The sequence below is a fragment of the Yokenella regensburgei genome (assembly GCF_051486985.1).
Classification (GTDB): domain Bacteria; phylum Pseudomonadota; class Gammaproteobacteria; order Enterobacterales; family Enterobacteriaceae; genus CBFFRJ01.
On record NZ_JAHVDV010000006.1, the window covers coordinates 1 to 14394 of the forward strand.

16 protein-coding genes, 2 tRNA genes and 2 pseudogenes are annotated in these 14394 nt (G+C 49.8%); 15 read left to right on the forward strand and 5 right to left on the reverse strand.

Annotated elements, in window-relative coordinates; all coding sequences use genetic code 11:
- From KXR87_RS06130 to KXR87_RS06170, 9 genes and pseudogenes are all read left to right on the forward strand, one after another.
- Window positions 1-657 (forward strand): RHS repeat domain-containing protein (locus KXR87_RS06130; RefSeq protein ID WP_437431377.1); only part of this gene is annotated, 657 nt, incomplete at its 5' end.
- Between the two features lies 1 nt (window position 658).
- Window positions 659-1090 (forward strand): hypothetical protein, encoded by a 432-nt coding sequence (locus KXR87_RS06135; RefSeq protein ID WP_437431378.1) that lies wholly within the window; start codon window positions 659-661, stop codon window positions 1088-1090.
- A 161-nt stretch (window positions 1091-1251) separates the two neighbouring features.
- Window positions 1252-1677 (forward strand): annotated as a pseudogene (locus tag KXR87_RS06140) (RHS repeat-associated core domain-containing protein); the annotation flags it as partial.
- A gap of 8 nt (window positions 1678-1685) precedes the next feature.
- Window positions 1686-2093, forward strand: a complete 408-nt coding sequence (locus KXR87_RS06145; protein WP_437431379.1) for a hypothetical protein — start codon at window positions 1686-1688, stop codon at window positions 2091-2093.
- 71 nt (window positions 2094-2164) lie between these two features.
- Window positions 2165-2302, forward strand: a pseudogene (locus KXR87_RS06150) (RHS repeat-associated core domain-containing protein); the annotation flags it as partial.
- A 905-nt stretch (window positions 2303-3207) separates the two neighbouring features.
- A complete protein-coding gene (locus tag KXR87_RS06155) occupies window positions 3208-3330 on the forward strand; it encodes a hypothetical protein (RefSeq protein WP_437431380.1) in 123 nt (40 codons plus the stop codon).
- A gap of 355 nt (window positions 3331-3685) precedes the next feature.
- Window positions 3686-4024 (forward strand): hypothetical protein, encoded by a 339-nt coding sequence (locus KXR87_RS06160; RefSeq protein ID WP_437431381.1) that lies wholly within the window; start codon window positions 3686-3688, stop codon window positions 4022-4024.
- 80 nt (window positions 4025-4104) lie between these two features.
- Window positions 4105-4302 carry a hypothetical protein gene (locus tag KXR87_RS06165; protein ID WP_437431382.1) on the forward strand — a complete coding sequence of 66 codons (198 nt, stop codon included), beginning with the start codon at window positions 4105-4107 and terminating at the stop codon, window positions 4300-4302.
- A 199-nt stretch (window positions 4303-4501) separates the two neighbouring features.
- Entirely contained in the window at window positions 4502-4828 is a 327-nt protein-coding gene (locus KXR87_RS06170) for a hypothetical protein (RefSeq protein ID WP_437431383.1), read from the forward strand.
- Between the two features lie 133 nt (window positions 4829-4961).
- Here the strand turns inward: KXR87_RS06170 and KXR87_RS06175 are convergent, their stop codons facing one another.
- On the reverse strand, window positions 4962-5195 hold the full coding sequence (locus KXR87_RS06175) for a SymE family type I addiction module toxin (protein WP_437431522.1): 234 nt from the start codon (window positions 5193-5195) through the stop codon (window positions 4962-4964).
- Between the two features lie 600 nt (window positions 5196-5795).
- Here KXR87_RS06175 and KXR87_RS06180 point away from each other — a divergent pair.
- Entirely contained in the window at window positions 5796-5984 is a 189-nt protein-coding gene (locus tag KXR87_RS06180; RefSeq protein WP_437431384.1) for a YjfB family protein, read from the forward strand.
- A gap of 102 nt (window positions 5985-6086) precedes the next feature.
- On the opposite strand, the gene ldtA is transcribed toward KXR87_RS06180, so the two are convergent.
- On the reverse strand, window positions 6087-7025 hold the full coding sequence (gene ldtA, locus KXR87_RS06185) for a L,D-transpeptidase (RefSeq protein WP_437431385.1): 939 nt from the start codon (window positions 7023-7025) through the stop codon (window positions 6087-6089).
- Window positions 7026-7205: 180 nt separating this feature from the next.
- Between ldtA and acuR the strand changes: the two genes are divergently transcribed.
- The 4 genes from acuR (at window position 7206) to KXR87_RS06205 (ending at window position 12273) form a co-directional block, all read left to right on the forward strand.
- Window positions 7206-7910, forward strand: a complete 705-nt coding sequence (gene acuR, locus KXR87_RS06190; protein WP_437431386.1) for an acrylate utilization transcriptional regulator AcuR — start codon at window positions 7206-7208, stop codon at window positions 7908-7910.
- Complete coding sequence (acuI, locus tag KXR87_RS06195) at window positions 7907-8884, forward strand: acrylyl-CoA reductase (NADPH) (protein ID WP_437431387.1); 978 nt, start codon at window positions 7907-7909, stop codon at window positions 8882-8884. The genes acuR and acuI overlap by 4 nt, the downstream gene beginning before the upstream one ends.
- Before the next feature lie 135 nt (window positions 8885-9019).
- Window positions 9020-10474, forward strand: a complete 1455-nt coding sequence (locus KXR87_RS06200) for an AMP nucleosidase (protein WP_437431523.1) — start codon at window positions 9020-9022, stop codon at window positions 10472-10474.
- Between the two features lie 35 nt (window positions 10475-10509).
- A complete protein-coding gene (locus tag KXR87_RS06205) occupies window positions 10510-12273 on the forward strand; it encodes an aminopeptidase P family protein (protein ID WP_437431388.1) in 1764 nt (587 codons plus the stop codon).
- Between the two features lie 153 nt (window positions 12274-12426).
- On the opposite strand, the gene KXR87_RS06210 is transcribed toward KXR87_RS06205, so the two are convergent.
- From KXR87_RS06210 to KXR87_RS06220, 3 genes are all read right to left on the reverse strand, one after another.
- Window positions 12427-12502: transfer RNA gene (locus tag KXR87_RS06210), tRNA-Asn, on the reverse strand.
- A 111-nt stretch (window positions 12503-12613) separates the two neighbouring features.
- Complete coding sequence (locus tag KXR87_RS06215; protein ID WP_437431524.1) at window positions 12614-14047, reverse strand: EmmdR/YeeO family multidrug/toxin efflux MATE transporter; 1434 nt, start codon at window positions 14045-14047, stop codon at window positions 12614-12616.
- An 88-nt stretch (window positions 14048-14135) separates the two neighbouring features.
- Window positions 14136-14228 (reverse strand): DUF5951 family protein, encoded by a 93-nt coding sequence (locus KXR87_RS06220; protein WP_437431389.1) that lies wholly within the window; start codon window positions 14226-14228, stop codon window positions 14136-14138.
- Window positions 14229-14234: 6 nt separating this feature from the next.
- Between KXR87_RS06220 and KXR87_RS06225 the strand changes: the two genes are divergently transcribed.
- Window positions 14235-14310: transfer RNA gene (locus KXR87_RS06225), tRNA-Asn, on the forward strand.
- Window positions 14311-14394: the final 84 nt, after the last annotated feature.

The window sequence follows — 14394 nt, forward strand, 5'->3', positions numbered from 1 at the left end:
GAGAAGGGGCAACTGCTCTATGCCATCACGGATACGGTTGGACGCATTCAGGAACTGCTGACCGAAGATGGCACACTCGTCTGGCGGGGTAAGCAACAGTTATGGGGCCGGGAGGAAGGCCGCCAGAAAGACGGTGCCCCCACCTGCCGTCTGCGCTTCCCCGGCCAGTACGACGATGACGAGTCGGGGTTGTTCTACAACCGCTTCCGGTACTATGATTGCGATACCGGGCAGTATCTGAGCGCGGACCCGGTGGGGTTATTGGGTGGGGTCAATCCGTACGGATACGTGGCTAATCCGCTGAGGTGGATTGACCCGCTGGGGCTGTGTAAAAAGGATGCACCAAAACCTTTTAAAGCATCACTTAACAGTATTGAAACTATATTTAAAGATCCAATGGTTTTAAAAGGGCATACACCAGAATCTTTATTAGGGGAATTAGGTAGCGTACCTATTGGTTGGATCTCGGGAGAAATGAGAAAATCTCGTAGCGCGGGAGGTTTTACTCTTCGTGAACTGAACACTAGAAGTACTGATGTAACTGACAGATATATTCAATATCATCCAGGTTCATCAAGACATTATAATGGAGCACCTTATTGGAAGGTCTCGTCTGGCTCTAAAGGAACTGTAAGGTTTCCGGTTGAAGGGAATTAACATGATAGATATAAGGTCTGAAATAAAACCAGCTAACGGATTGGGAGGAATTCTTCTTGGTGAGCCTTTGTTAAAATATGAATTTTTACTTAAAGGTAAATTTGTAAAATACAAACAGGATTCATTATTCTCTGTGAGATACTTACTACCCGACTACCCCATAGAGATAGGAATTGATATTAGAAGCGGAATTATTTATAAGATATCCGCAATCAATGGGTACTTAGGATTATATAAGAACTTAAGTGTCGGGTCGCCTATAAAAAAAATAGGGAGAGATTTTTTCTATGATGAATGTGACGAAGGTTTTGTTAGCAAAGAAGTACCAGGAATAATTATTGAACCAGACATTGACGATCCTTTGCCTGACGAGTTAAAAACCGCTCATATCGGTGTCATTTCTGTATACGACCCTAAATTATTTAATTATTGAAATTCTCAATAATACCCTAAAGGATCTCTTTCAACTTATCGGCTTTTGCGTTAACTGGCACCCATTAAAAATTCTAGTATAAAGTAATGGAGCAGCGCTCAAAAAATAATAAATAATCCTAACTAAATTCAACTAATCATTCTTATAACTTCAATACAAACGAGTCGGGGTTGTTCTACAACCGCTTCCGGTACTATGATTGTGATACCGGGCAGTATCTGATCGCGGACCCGGTGGGTTTAGAGGGAGGTATAAACTTCTATGCCTATACGCCAAATCCTCACTCTTGGATCGATCCGCTTGGTTCTACTGGCTGGCAAATCGATGGAGATAGGCCGACAGCTATATTGCAAGGTAGGCCTTTCAAAGAAAAATATTATAAAGATGGAAAAACAGGATTATGGTGGTCAAAAGATACAACCGGACATGGTGGTTCAGCCTATAAAATTTACACAGAAAATTCCACATCCCTGGAATGGATCGCAGATGCTGATAAAGATGGCCAGTTCATGCCAGATAAGCATAAAGGTGATACAGGGAAAAACATTGCCAAGAAGGATTGTAAAAGCATATCTGTCAAGAAATAGGGTTGCTTATGATTAATTCACCTGAAGAGTTTATAGAATTAAGAAATAGTGATACTTTCGTCAAATACAATAGAGCCAGCACAGAGGAAGCACCCATTTCGGTATGGAATGAAATCATTGCAAAAAATCCAGAAATGAGAGTTTGGGTGGCAAGGAATAGAACTATTCCTAGAGAAATAATAGGTCGTCTTTCAAAAGATAACGATCCTTTAGTACGGGATGCAATCTGCTCTAAATACCCACTTGACATAGATATATATCTTTTATTTTCTAGAGATTTAGATGAGGGTATTAGAACAAGATTAACATATAACAAAGGGTTACCTCTCGCTATTTTAAAAGAGATGTCTGAAAACGATCCTAGCGATTTTGTAAGATCTCAATCCTTGGATAAGTATAACCAACGGGTATCTTGAAATAGTAAAAAGCCGGGAGGAATATTAAATCTTCCCGGCTTATTTTTCTTTACCCGCCGCTGTTCAGCCCACTAAACAACCACCGCTTCCGGTACTATGATTGCGATACCGGGCAGTATCTGAGCGCGGACCCGGTGGGGTTATTGGGTGGGGTCAATCCGTACGGGTATGTGACAAATCCGCTGAGGTGGATTGACCCGCTGGGGTTGGTTTGTGTATGTATTCAGCCAGGTGGCAAAACCCCATATGATCGTATATTTACAGAGCATGGAGCGATAAGAGCGAATGAGCGTAATTTCACTTCCGACTTAGTTGATAGTATCATAAATAATAACAAAGCGAAAAGGGTTAAAGAAATTGATAAACAAACAGGCAAACCTGTCTGGCGCTATCAAGATAAACGAGGAAATACAATCATTACGGATGAATATACAAAAAAAATTATAACTGTATATTCTCACCCCAAAGGCACGAATGATGGTTCTTACATTCCGAAACAGAGGTGAAACATGTTTTGTGAAAAAATTAAAAATATAAATCTTATAACCGATCCAGGCATTTATTTTGAGATAAATGATTTCTTTTCATCTCAAAGTGATATTAATAATGTGGATATTGAAATAAATGAGAATGCATATATTGTTACATTTTCGATCGCCAAGAATAACATGCCAAAGTTGAAAAATATATTAACCACATTTGTTTCTTTCATTCAACACCCTCATCTAACTTGCTATACACGAACTATTGTTAATGAAAATATAACATATGAATTAATCACAGCCGACGAGGAATTAAATGGGTTTTATTGCGAACTAAACATCAAGGTTGAAAAAGTATAAGTAATCAGAACTATCTAAAGAGAAAAGCGAAAACGTTTAGCGTAATAATTCCCAAGATGAAAATAGAGCAGGAGTAGAATTCTCACCTATCCCTTCGGATACGTCGGAAACGATTAGCGACCCGCTGACAACAACAGTAATGCCCGTACGGCGGGAATCTCCCAAGCAAGACCCAACCAAGTCAATGGAAATGATTAGTGTATATATTTATTGGAACAGTGTAAAAGGCACGCTACGAGAAGGGGCAACTGCTTTATGCCATCACGGATACGGTGGGACGCATTCAGGAACTGCTGACCGAAGATGGCACCCTCGTCTGGCGGGGTAAGCAACAGTTATGGGGCCGGGAGGAAGGCCGCCAGAAAGACGGTGCCCCAATCCGTACGGGTATGTGACAAATCCGCTGAAGTGGATTGATCCGCTGGGGTTGACTAAAATTTTAACTGAGGGCTCAGTTTATCGGATGGGAAGTGGTACTGATTCAAATTTAACGCCACGTCCCGGTAAAGATACAAATACAGGATATCAACAACTATCGAAAAACCAAATGGGAAATATCAAACGCTTAACGTAAAAGTTCTCAATGAGAAAGGATTAGATATAGTTCAGGATGGTAAAAATCATGCTTCGGAAAGACCCGCAAACGATCCCGATATGTCAAAACTGAGAAAATGGGCTGAAACCCGTGGCACGGATAGAATATCGCCATTTACAAGGACAATAAAAGATTCATGTGGAGCCTAGTTTTATATGAACATACTTATTTTCAAAGAATTATGCACTTTGAAAGAAAAATGCAAACATCATTTCATTAAATCTATATCGATCGAGGTTAAAAATATAGATTCAAACTCAAAATTTTATTTTAGCATATTGATCACCGATACTTTAAAAGATGACATTGCATATGATGAGATAGTTATTGAAATATCATCAAGAGATGGAATAATTTATCACGCAGACCTTTCAGACTCATCAGGTTACATTTATATAGAAAAAAATAATATAGTCAATAAACACTTGCTGACTGATTTTGTTAGAAGGGCAGAAGAACAATTTGCCAATATTCAAAAGATATTAACAAAGTAAAACGTCATTTCCCTGCCAAGTTATGAAAGCACCTGCCGGAACACCAGACCTGGCAGTGCACGAACCGGGGCAAACCCGGTATGGACTTTCACTGGAACGGCGACCAGATGGTGGAAGAAATCCCGGTCACCCCGGACGGTACGCCGGACCATCAAAACACCATCCGCTGGATATACGAGCCGGGCAGCTTTACGCCACTGGCACGCTACGAAAAAGGACAAAAAATCGGCTGCCTGAAGGCAAAAACGGTGACACGGGTCCAAAAAATGGTATTTTAAATAAGACAAATCCAGAAACAGGCACATTACAGCAATCCAGACGATACGATGAGAATGGGAAGCCTGTTAAAGATATTGATTATGGACATGATCATGGCGCAGGAGATCCTCATGCACATGATTGGTCATATTCATCACCAAAAGCACCTAATAAAACAAGAGGTCCAGGAAGACCATTAGATCCAGGAGAATCAATATAATGTGTAATGTGGATCTACATGATGCCATTATTACTGGTGTCAAATCTAGGAATGAAGGTAACAATCTGATAATTAGCGTTAAAACAGAGGCAGGAGCATCTTACGAAGTCATATTCAGTAATATATATGACTGGGTGCTTACGCCATTCGAAAACCAAAACATTATATTTTCCATAGAAAAATACACAGTAATTCCTAAGTGGGTATCGGATGAATACGGACTCATGGATAATATACCTAGTGGAGTGTTTATTTTTGTCATAAATTCTAGTTGTGGAATGAATGGTTTTATATTTTCAAAGGAAATGAATATCAATAAATTATAGCGCATAAGGGATTTAATCTTAAGTTCGATATTTCTAAAATATTTGATAGAGTAAAAGCCGGGTAGGAAATTAACTCTTCCCGGCTCATTTTTTATTTACTCGCCGCCGTTCGATCCACTAAACAACCGCCCCCTTAACCCCCCTCCAGCACCTGATAAAGCTGTTCGCGCAGCGCCTGCACCTCGTCGCAGTCGGCGATCAGCACGATGCACCCCTGCGAAATCCGCACCGTCACGCCGCGCCCGGTGTCAAAGCCCGCCTCAGCCAGCCAGTCGCTCTTAAAGTGCAGGCCGGGTCTTTGTGAGTAACAGGCCAGCCGGGTTCGGTGGAAACCCTCAACGGCAGGCGGACTGCGTACCGTTACGATGCGCAGCAGGATTATGTCGCACAGCGCACCACTGCCGGTATCACGGAGCATTTCAGCCGTGGTCTGATGGGGGAGCTGAAAGCGTGGCAGATAGCAGACCATGCCCCGCTGAACTTTGAACACGACCTGCGCGGTCAGGAAATCCGCCGGGCCAGCGCCGCCGGGTTTGACCAGCGGCAGGGCCGGACGCAGACCGGGCTGGAAACACCGGACGGCGATCGATGGGAGTACAGGTACGACCCGTTCGGGCTGCGTAAAACAGTAGACCGCCGTAAACGTCACTATCCAGAATGAACAACCACACCAGGCCACGACACTCACAAAAGCAACCAAGTAGTCGACGTTATTACCTTAATAAGTCTTACTTCCTGATTTAACAAAAGTATACAGCCACTTAACGGCAAAGACGCTTCACGTAAAAGGAGTCTGATTTCACGAGCCCGCTCTATAATTTAAGGGTGTTGCATTCCGGCCAACAGCAGTCTGCTCGACACTGCATTCCCCTCCCCTTTGGCCTAAAGTTTTTGCTGACAGCGCCGATAATTCAGTGAGGCTCTGTCCTCACGCTGTTAATTTTTTCTTAACAACAGGATGATCGAAATGGATAGCTCGCAGATCGTATCATTATCAACCAGTCTTAATTCCTACCAGCTTAACAGTCAGGTAAGTACGCTGGTTCTGAGAAAAGCACTGGACGCACAGGAGTCGGCCGCCGTTGATCTCATCAACCAGATCCCGCAGTTGCCTTCAAATCCGGCTATTGGTCGTAATATCAATACTACCGCCTAGTCAGGCTTGCCCGATGGCGCGCAACATCTGATGATTTGAACCCTCTGGCAAAACATGACAGCAAGCCCGCCGTTAATCTCAGCGGGCTTTTTTGTGCCCTGCTTACAGCAGGCGGGAAGATGTGGCGGGCAGGCTCAAATTCACCGGCATGCCGGAACGGCGTTCCAGCACGTCATTCGCCTGATTGAGGTCAACATCGTCAGCGTTAATCACAGCACGTACTGCCGGTGTTATCGACAACGGAACTTTCTTATCTGATTCAAACTCTGCACGATTGCGTGACAAAGGTTCATGGACCTCCACCCAACGACTGCCATCGGGTTCAACGGTTGCCTTCACCGACTGATCGATAATCTGCACCCGTGTGCCTACCGGGACATTATCAAACAGATATTTTATGTCTTTAGCCCGTAAACGTATGCAGCCCTGACTGACGCGCAGCCCGATACCAAAGTCAGCATTGGTTCCATGAATAGCATAGAGCCGGCCAATATAAATAGCATAGAGTCCCATCGGATTATCCGGTCCGGCAGGCACCATCGCAGGCAACGTAATTCCCTGTTTCGCATACTCACGACGCGTGTTAGGGGTCGGTGACCAGGTTGGCCCTTGCTGTTTACGCTCGACGGTCGTCACCCAGTTGCGCGGGGTTTCACGCCCGGCCTGACCGATACCAATCGGCAGTACCTCGACCGTGTTTCCCCCTTTCGGGTAGTAATAAAGACGCATTTCCGCCACGTTGATCACAATGCCTTCACGCACCGTGGCCGGCAGAATAAGTTGCTGCGGGATGGTCAACTGCGTTCCGGCTTTAGGCAGAAAAGGATCTACTCCGGGATTGGCCTCCAGCATATTGCTCAACCCCTGTCCGTACTGCGCCGCAAAAGCTTCAAGGGGCTGAATGTTTCCAGCAGGAACAGTAATAACCTGCGTGCTTCCCACCAGTCGGCTCCCTTCCGGCGGAAGCGGGTAGCTTACGGCCAGCGCACTCTGACTGGCGAACAGAATAAAAAGTCCATAAAACAGTTTCATACGACGCATGATTTCCTTTCCTCAGACGCGACGGGCGTAACCTAAGCATAGCGGTTTTTACTTATTTTCTCGCTTAACCGTATAAGTAGCGGTTTTAGCCGGTGCCAGCATGGCATTGAACTACGCCCCTTGCGTGCAGTTTCAATCCAGCGTAGGCTTACAGCCAATTAAAACCGATCGGTCTAAATTATGAGTCGTGAAACACTCCCAGTGCAGAAACCCCGTCGTGGAAGGCCGCCTAAGGTCGAACGCGAATTTACCGACACCCGGCAGGAGCTGATTCGTTCCGGGCTTGCGGTGCTGACGGAAACGGGGTATCTGTCTGCCGGTATTGAGGCGGTGATTAAAAACATCGCGGTACCGAAGGGATCGTTTTACCACTGCTTTAAGAGCAAACAGGAATTTGGCCTGGCGGTACTTGCCGCCTACGGCACCTACTTTGCGCATAAACTAGACAAACACCTGCTCAACAGTGACATGCCACCGCTCGACAGAATGACGGCATTTGTTCTCCATGCGGGACAGGGGATGGCGAAATATCAGTTCCGTCGTGGGTGCCTTGTGGGCAACCTGCTGCAGGAATCGCCGCTTCTGCCCGACGAATTCCCCGTACAGCTAAAGGCCATTCTTAACGAGTGGGAAACCCGTGTCGCCCGCTGTTTCACCCAGGCGCAGTCACAGGGTGCTATTGCGCCCGATGCCTCGCCTGAGAAACTGGCCCGTGTGTTCTGGACAGGCTGGGAGGGCGCGGTAATGCGCGCAAAACTCTGCCAGTCTGCCGATCCGCTGAACCAATACTGGGAGTTCTTTTTGCACAGTATTACTAAAATAACACCTGCACAGGACGGCCCCGACGCCGAAAATCACACTCAGACGAGGAAAACTCCGTCATGAAAGCTTTAGTTCTGGAACAGACTGAAAACAAAACCCTGGCAGCCGTAAAAGAAATCGCCCTGCCTGCTCTTGCCGACGGCGATGTACTGGTCGACATCGACTGGTCCAGCCTTAACTATAAAGATGCTTTGGCTATTACCGGCAAAGGTAAAATCATTCGCCAGTTCCCGATGGTTCCAGGCATCGATTTTTCCGGCATCGTCAGCGAAAGCCGCGATCCGCGTTTTGTAGCAGGTCAGCCCGTGCTCCTGACCGGTTGGGGCGTGGGTGAAAACCATTGGGGTGGACTGGCAGCCCAGGCCTGCGTGAAAGGCGACTGGCTGGTCAGCCTGCCGCAGACGCTCAGTGCCCGTAACGCAATGATCATCGGTACTGCGGGCTTCACCGCCATGCTGTGTGTCGATGCGCTGGTAGAAGCAGGCATTAAACCTGAAAGCGGCAACGTTCTGGTGACGGGTGCCAGCGGCGGCGTGGGCAGCACGGCGGTGGTACTGCTGAAAGCGCTGGGCTATACCGTTGTCGCCGTCAGCGGGCGTGAATCCACTCATGATTACCTGCGACAGCTGGGGGCAGACGATATCCTGTCACGCAGCGAGTTTGAAGAGACCCGACCGCTGGAAAAACAGCTGTGGGCCGGTGCTGTCGATACTGTCGGTAACAAAGTGCTGGCGAAAGTGCTGGCACAAACGCAGTATCGTGGTTGTGTCGCAGCCTGTGGTCTGGCGGGCGGTTTTGAACTGCCGACCACCGTGATGCCGTTCATCCTGCGTAACGTGCGGCTACAGGGTGTGGACTCCGTAATGGTGCCCACCGCCGAGCGTGCTGCCGTCTGGGAACGTCTGGCAAGCCTGTTGCCGGCGAGCTATTACCAGCAGGCCGCCACCGAAATTGAACTGGAACAGGCGCCTGCCTTCGCAGCCGACTTCCTGAGCAATAAAATCCAGGGTCGTACGCTGGTTAAAATCAACGGCTAATTTACCCTCTCCGGTATGGCATTCGTCATACCGGAACCTCAGGCCAATCCTAAAACCTGCTCTGCTCTTTTTGTTTCACAAAGCTGTGACATACTGTTGTTCACAGCCGCACACCCGTGGAACAAGGAGTACATGATGGATAATAAGGGTGCCAATCTGACCCCTGAAGAGGCGCTGGACCAACTGGAAGCGCTCTATGACCAGTCTGTTAATAATCTTCGTGATGCCATTGGCGTTTATATCGAAACCGGTTCGCTTCCTTCCCCTGAAGCCCGAATTAAAGGCCTGTTCGTATACCCTGAGCTTTCCGTCAGCTGGGATGGCAGCGCGACCAATCCAACCAAAACCCGTGCCTACGCGCGTTTCACCCATGCCGGTTGTTACACCACGACCATCACCCGTCCGACGCTGTTCAGACAGTATCTTCATGAACAGTTAACCCTGCTCTGCCAGGATTACGGGGCACAGATTGAAGTGAGGCTTTCTGCCCATGAGATCCCCTACCCGTACGTTATTGACGGTTCGGAGCTGACCCTCGACCGCTCCATGAGCGCCGGGCTGACCCGCCATTTCCCGACCACCGAGCTTGCCCAGATTGGTGATGAAACCGCAGATGGCCTTTTTCATCCGACCGAGCTCTATCCGTTGTCACACTTTGATGCCCGTCGGGTAGATTTTTCCCTGGCCCGCCTGCGTCATTACACCGGCACGCCGGTAGAACATTTCCAGCCGTTTGTTCTGTTTACGAACTACACCCGTTATGTGGATGAGTTCGTGCGCTGGGGATGCAGTCAGATCCTCGATCCTGAAAGTCCCTACGTCGCGCTCTCCTGCGCCGGGGGCCACTGGGTCACCGCCGACACCAACGCGCCGGAAGAAGCTATCTCCGATCTGGCGTGGAAAAAGCATCAGATGCCCGCCTGGCACCTGGTCACCGCCGACGGACAGGGCATTACGCTTATCAACATTGGTGTTGGTCCCTCAAATGCGAAAACTATCTGCGACCATCTGGCGGTTTTACGCCCGGATGTGTGGATGATGATCGGCCACTGTGGTGGCCTGCGCGAAAGCCAGTCGATTGGCGATTACGTGCTGGCGCATGCTTACCTGCGCGACGACCACGTACTGGATGCGGTGCTGCCGCCGGACATTCCCATCCCGAGCATTGCCGAAGTACAACGTGCGCTGTACGACGCCACCAAAACAGTGAGCGGGATGCCGGGTGAAGAGGTAAAACAGCGGCTGCGCACCGGCACCGTTGTGACCACCGATGACCGTAACTGGGAGCTGCGTTATTCCGCCTCTGCGCTGCGTTTTAACCTCAGCCGTGCGGTGGCGATTGATATGGAAAGCGCCACCATCGCCGCCCAGGGTTATCGCTTCCGCGTCCCTTATGGCACGCTGCTGTGCGTTTCCGATAAGCCCCTGCACGGTGAGATTAAACTACCCGGTCAGGCTAACCGTTTTTACGAAGGCGCAATCTCTGAACACTTGCAGATTGGCATCCGGGCTATCGATCTTTTACGTGCCGAAGGTGACAGGCTGCATTCGCGTAAACTGCGAACGTTTAACGAACCCCCTTTCCGTTAATCACGATGACAATAAAAAAATAAAGAAGGATTTTTATGCAAAACCCAACCCCTCTTACCGCATTGCGGACGCTGCTGGCGGCCATGGATGTCGACGGTATGATTGTGCCGCGTGCAGATGCATACCAGAGCGAAGACTGTGCCCCTCATGATGACAAACTCGCCTGGCTCACCGGTTTTACCGGCTCTGCGGGCCTGGCGCTGGTGCTGCGTGACCGGGCGCTGATCTTTGTTGACGGACGCTACCAGGTTCAGGTGCGTAACGAAGTGGATACTAATGATTTTGAGATCCACCATCTGCACAACGAACCGCTGCCCGAGTGGCTCAATACCTTCCTGCCGGCGGGAAGTCGCATTGCCTTTGAACCTATGCTAATGGTGAACAGCCAGTTCACTGCGCTTGATGCCACCCACTGCGAACTGGTCGCGCTGAGCGAAGATCCGTTCAATGCTATCTGGCTGGATCGTCCGGCACCGCCGTGCGGGACGATTCATGAGATGCCGGTCGCGATAAGCGGAGAAAGCAGCAGCGATAAACGGCAGCGGATTGCTGCCGTGCTGGCAGAAAAAGGAGCTGATCTGCTCGCCATTACCCAGCCGGATAACATCGCCTGGCTGCTGAATATTCGTGGTTCAGACGTGGCGATGAATCCGATCGCGCACTCCTTCGCCCTGCTCAGCCGCGACGGTGAACTTGAGTGGTTCGTTGATCACGCTAAAACGCACAACCTCTCCGGGACGCTGAAATCGTCGCTGCGACTCTCTGCCTGGCACAATTTTCTGCCGCATTGCCAGCAGATTGCGCCGGGGAAAAAAGTGATGCTGGATGGCGACGGCGCACCGGTCGCGCTGCGCTTTGCTATTGAACAACATGGCGGGGAGATCCTCTGGCATGCCGATCCCGTTACTTCCATCAAAGCACACAAAAACGCCGTTGAGCTAGAGGGCTACAGAGAGTGTCATCGTCAGGATGGCGCAGCATGGGTGAACTTTCTGGCCTGGCTTGCCGATGAAGTGCCGACCCGGGAGGCCGCAGGCCAACCGCTGACGGAGCTTGAAGCCCAGCAGAAACAACTCTATTTCCGCCAGCAGCAACCCGGATTTATTCAGCAGAGTTTTCACACCATTTCGGCGTCTGCCAGTAACGCCGCCATGTGTCACTATCACTCAAGTGAGGCGACCAACACCGCCATTACCGGCGCGAATTTTTACCTGAACGATTCCGGCGGGCAATATCACAACGGCACCACAGACGCCACGCGTACCCTCTCATTCAGGACATTGTCAGAGGCACATCGTCTGCACTATACCGCCGTACTGAAAGGCTTTTTATCGATGCTGACGCTGCAATTTCCAGGCGGTACTCAGGGGCACCAGATTGATGCCTTCGCCCGTCGTGCCCTGTGGGAGTTAGGTCTGGATTACGACCACGGCACCGGACATGGTGTTGGACACCAGTTGTTGATCCATGAACAACCCCAGCGAATTGCCAAAAAGGTGAATCCGTGGCCACTGGTCGCCGGCAACATTATGACCATCGAGCCGGGCTATTATCTTGCTGACCATTATGGCATCCGTATAGAAAATCAGGCCGAAGTAGTGGAAAGCCGCCCGGGTTTTTGTCGTTTTCGCTCTCTGACACTTATCCCTATTGATTTACGTCAGGTTGAACGTGCGTTGCTCAGTGAGCAAGAGATAGTGTGGCTCAATGATTACCATCACCTGGTGCGGGAAACCCTGATGCCGCTGGTGGACAGTAACGCACGCGCCTGGCTGACGGCCGCAACGGAACCCTTTTAACGGTTGAGCCTTACTTTCACCCTGTAGTGCCCTGGCGTTACAGGGTCGTATCGCCCGAGGCTGCGAGGATCTTGCCCGACCAAACAGTGGCGAGCATCCGAAACCAGAAAGCAAAAAGCCTGCTTAAGTTTCCTTAAGCAGGCTTTTCAAATTTGGCTCCTCTGACTGGACTCGAACCAGTGACATACGGATTAACAGTCCGCCGTTCTACCGACTGAACTACAGAGGAATCGTGTGAACGAGGCGCATATTAACGATGGCTCCCGCCCTTGTCAAAGGCTGTTTTCACAAAACCGTTCGTTTGCCGATTTATTCTCCACTCTGTGGGAAAATGAAGCGGTTACGTCTGATCGCGCGGGATTTTTGGGTATTTCCACAGCCAACGGCCACTTACCATTCGCCAGTAAAAGAGCGCACCGCGTACCGCCCAGTCGAGCACCATGCCAAGCCAGACGCCCACCACGCCCATCCCGAGCATGATCCCAAGGGTGTAACCTGCAACGACGCGACAGCCCCACATCCCGAGCATTGATACCCACATAGCAAAACGGGCATCACGCGCCCCTTTCTGCCCGGCAGGCAGAACCCATGAAGCGGCCCAGATGGGCATAAACGCGGCGTTAAGCCAGAGGAGGGTCTTCACGACCTCTTTCACATCCTCTTCATGGGTATAGAACGAAGCCAGTAGCCCGGCAAAAGGTGCCGTGCCCCAGGCTATCAGCGTAAGCACAATCGTCGACAGCCAGAACACATGGCGCAGCTGCCGCTCAGCTTGCCCTCTTTGCCCTTTGCCCAGACGTTTACCGGTAATAATGGTGGATGCCGAGCCAAGGGCATTACCCGGCAGGTTAATCAGTGCGGCGACTGAGAAGGCGATAAAGTTGCCCGCGATAACGTTAGTGCCCATCCCCGCCACGAACATCTGCGTCAGCAGTTTCCCGCCGTTAAACAGCACCGATTCGATGCTTGCCGGGATACCAATTCCCATCACTTCCCAGATAATGGCGAAGTTAAGCGGTTGGAAGTAACTTTTCAGGCTGATGCGTAGCGCCGGATTAAAGCCAATCATCAGCACCCAGATAATGGCTATTGCACCAATGTAGCGGGAAATGGTCAGCCCCAGCCCTGCACCGGCAAACCCCATACCCGGCCAGGAGAAAAGGCCATAGATCAGCACGCTACTGATAATAATATTGAGGATGTTCATCCCCCCGTTAATCAGCAGCGGAATTTTCGTGTTTCCGGCACCACGCAGCGCACCGCTGCCAATCAGCGTAATGGCCGCCGCCGGATAGCTCAGCACCGTCAGTTCGAGGTAGGTGAGCGCCAGCGCCTTCACCTCAGGAGTGGCTGCACCAGCAATAAAATCGATGATTTGCGTACCAAAGGCATGGATCACCGCCGCCAGCAGCACGGCAAAAATGGTCATGATCACCAGCGACTGTCGCGCTGCCGCCCTTGCCCGGCGTTTGTCGAGTTTACCGAGGCTAAAGGCCACCACCACTGTGGTCCCAAGATCGATAGCGGCAAAAAAAGACATCACCACCATATTGAAGCTGTCCGCCAGTCCGACGCCAGCCATAGCTTCTTTCCCCAACCAGCTCACCAGGAAGGTGCTAAGCACGCCCATCATCAGGACGCAGGTATTTTCAAGGAAGATCGGGACAGCCAGCGGGGTGATTTCTCGCCAGAAAAGGACTTTATAGCTCTTGCGTTTGGCGTACCAGGGCGTGCGCATGACGGCCTGGCGTATTGGGGCGACGACGTTCAAAATTGACCTTAACGAGAAAGATGAAACTTCATTTCAAATGATGGGGGAGAAAAGCTGATCCTGCAAAGCATTTCCAAAAAATTGTAGGTAATTACAGCAAAGTGACGGGAATTGCGCCAGTTGCACCACGGGAACAGAAATGAAGTTTGACAAAAGTTTTTTCGCCGCTAAGATACGACTCCACACCGATTCCTCTGTAGTTCAGTCGGTAGAACGGCGGACTGTTAATCCGTATGTCACTGGTTCGAGTCCAGTCAGAGGAGCCAAATTTAAAAAGCCTGCTTAAGGAAACTTAAGCAGGCTTTTTGTTTTGCTCGCGCGAGGCACCCCACCTTTTGTCCTGATAAAGG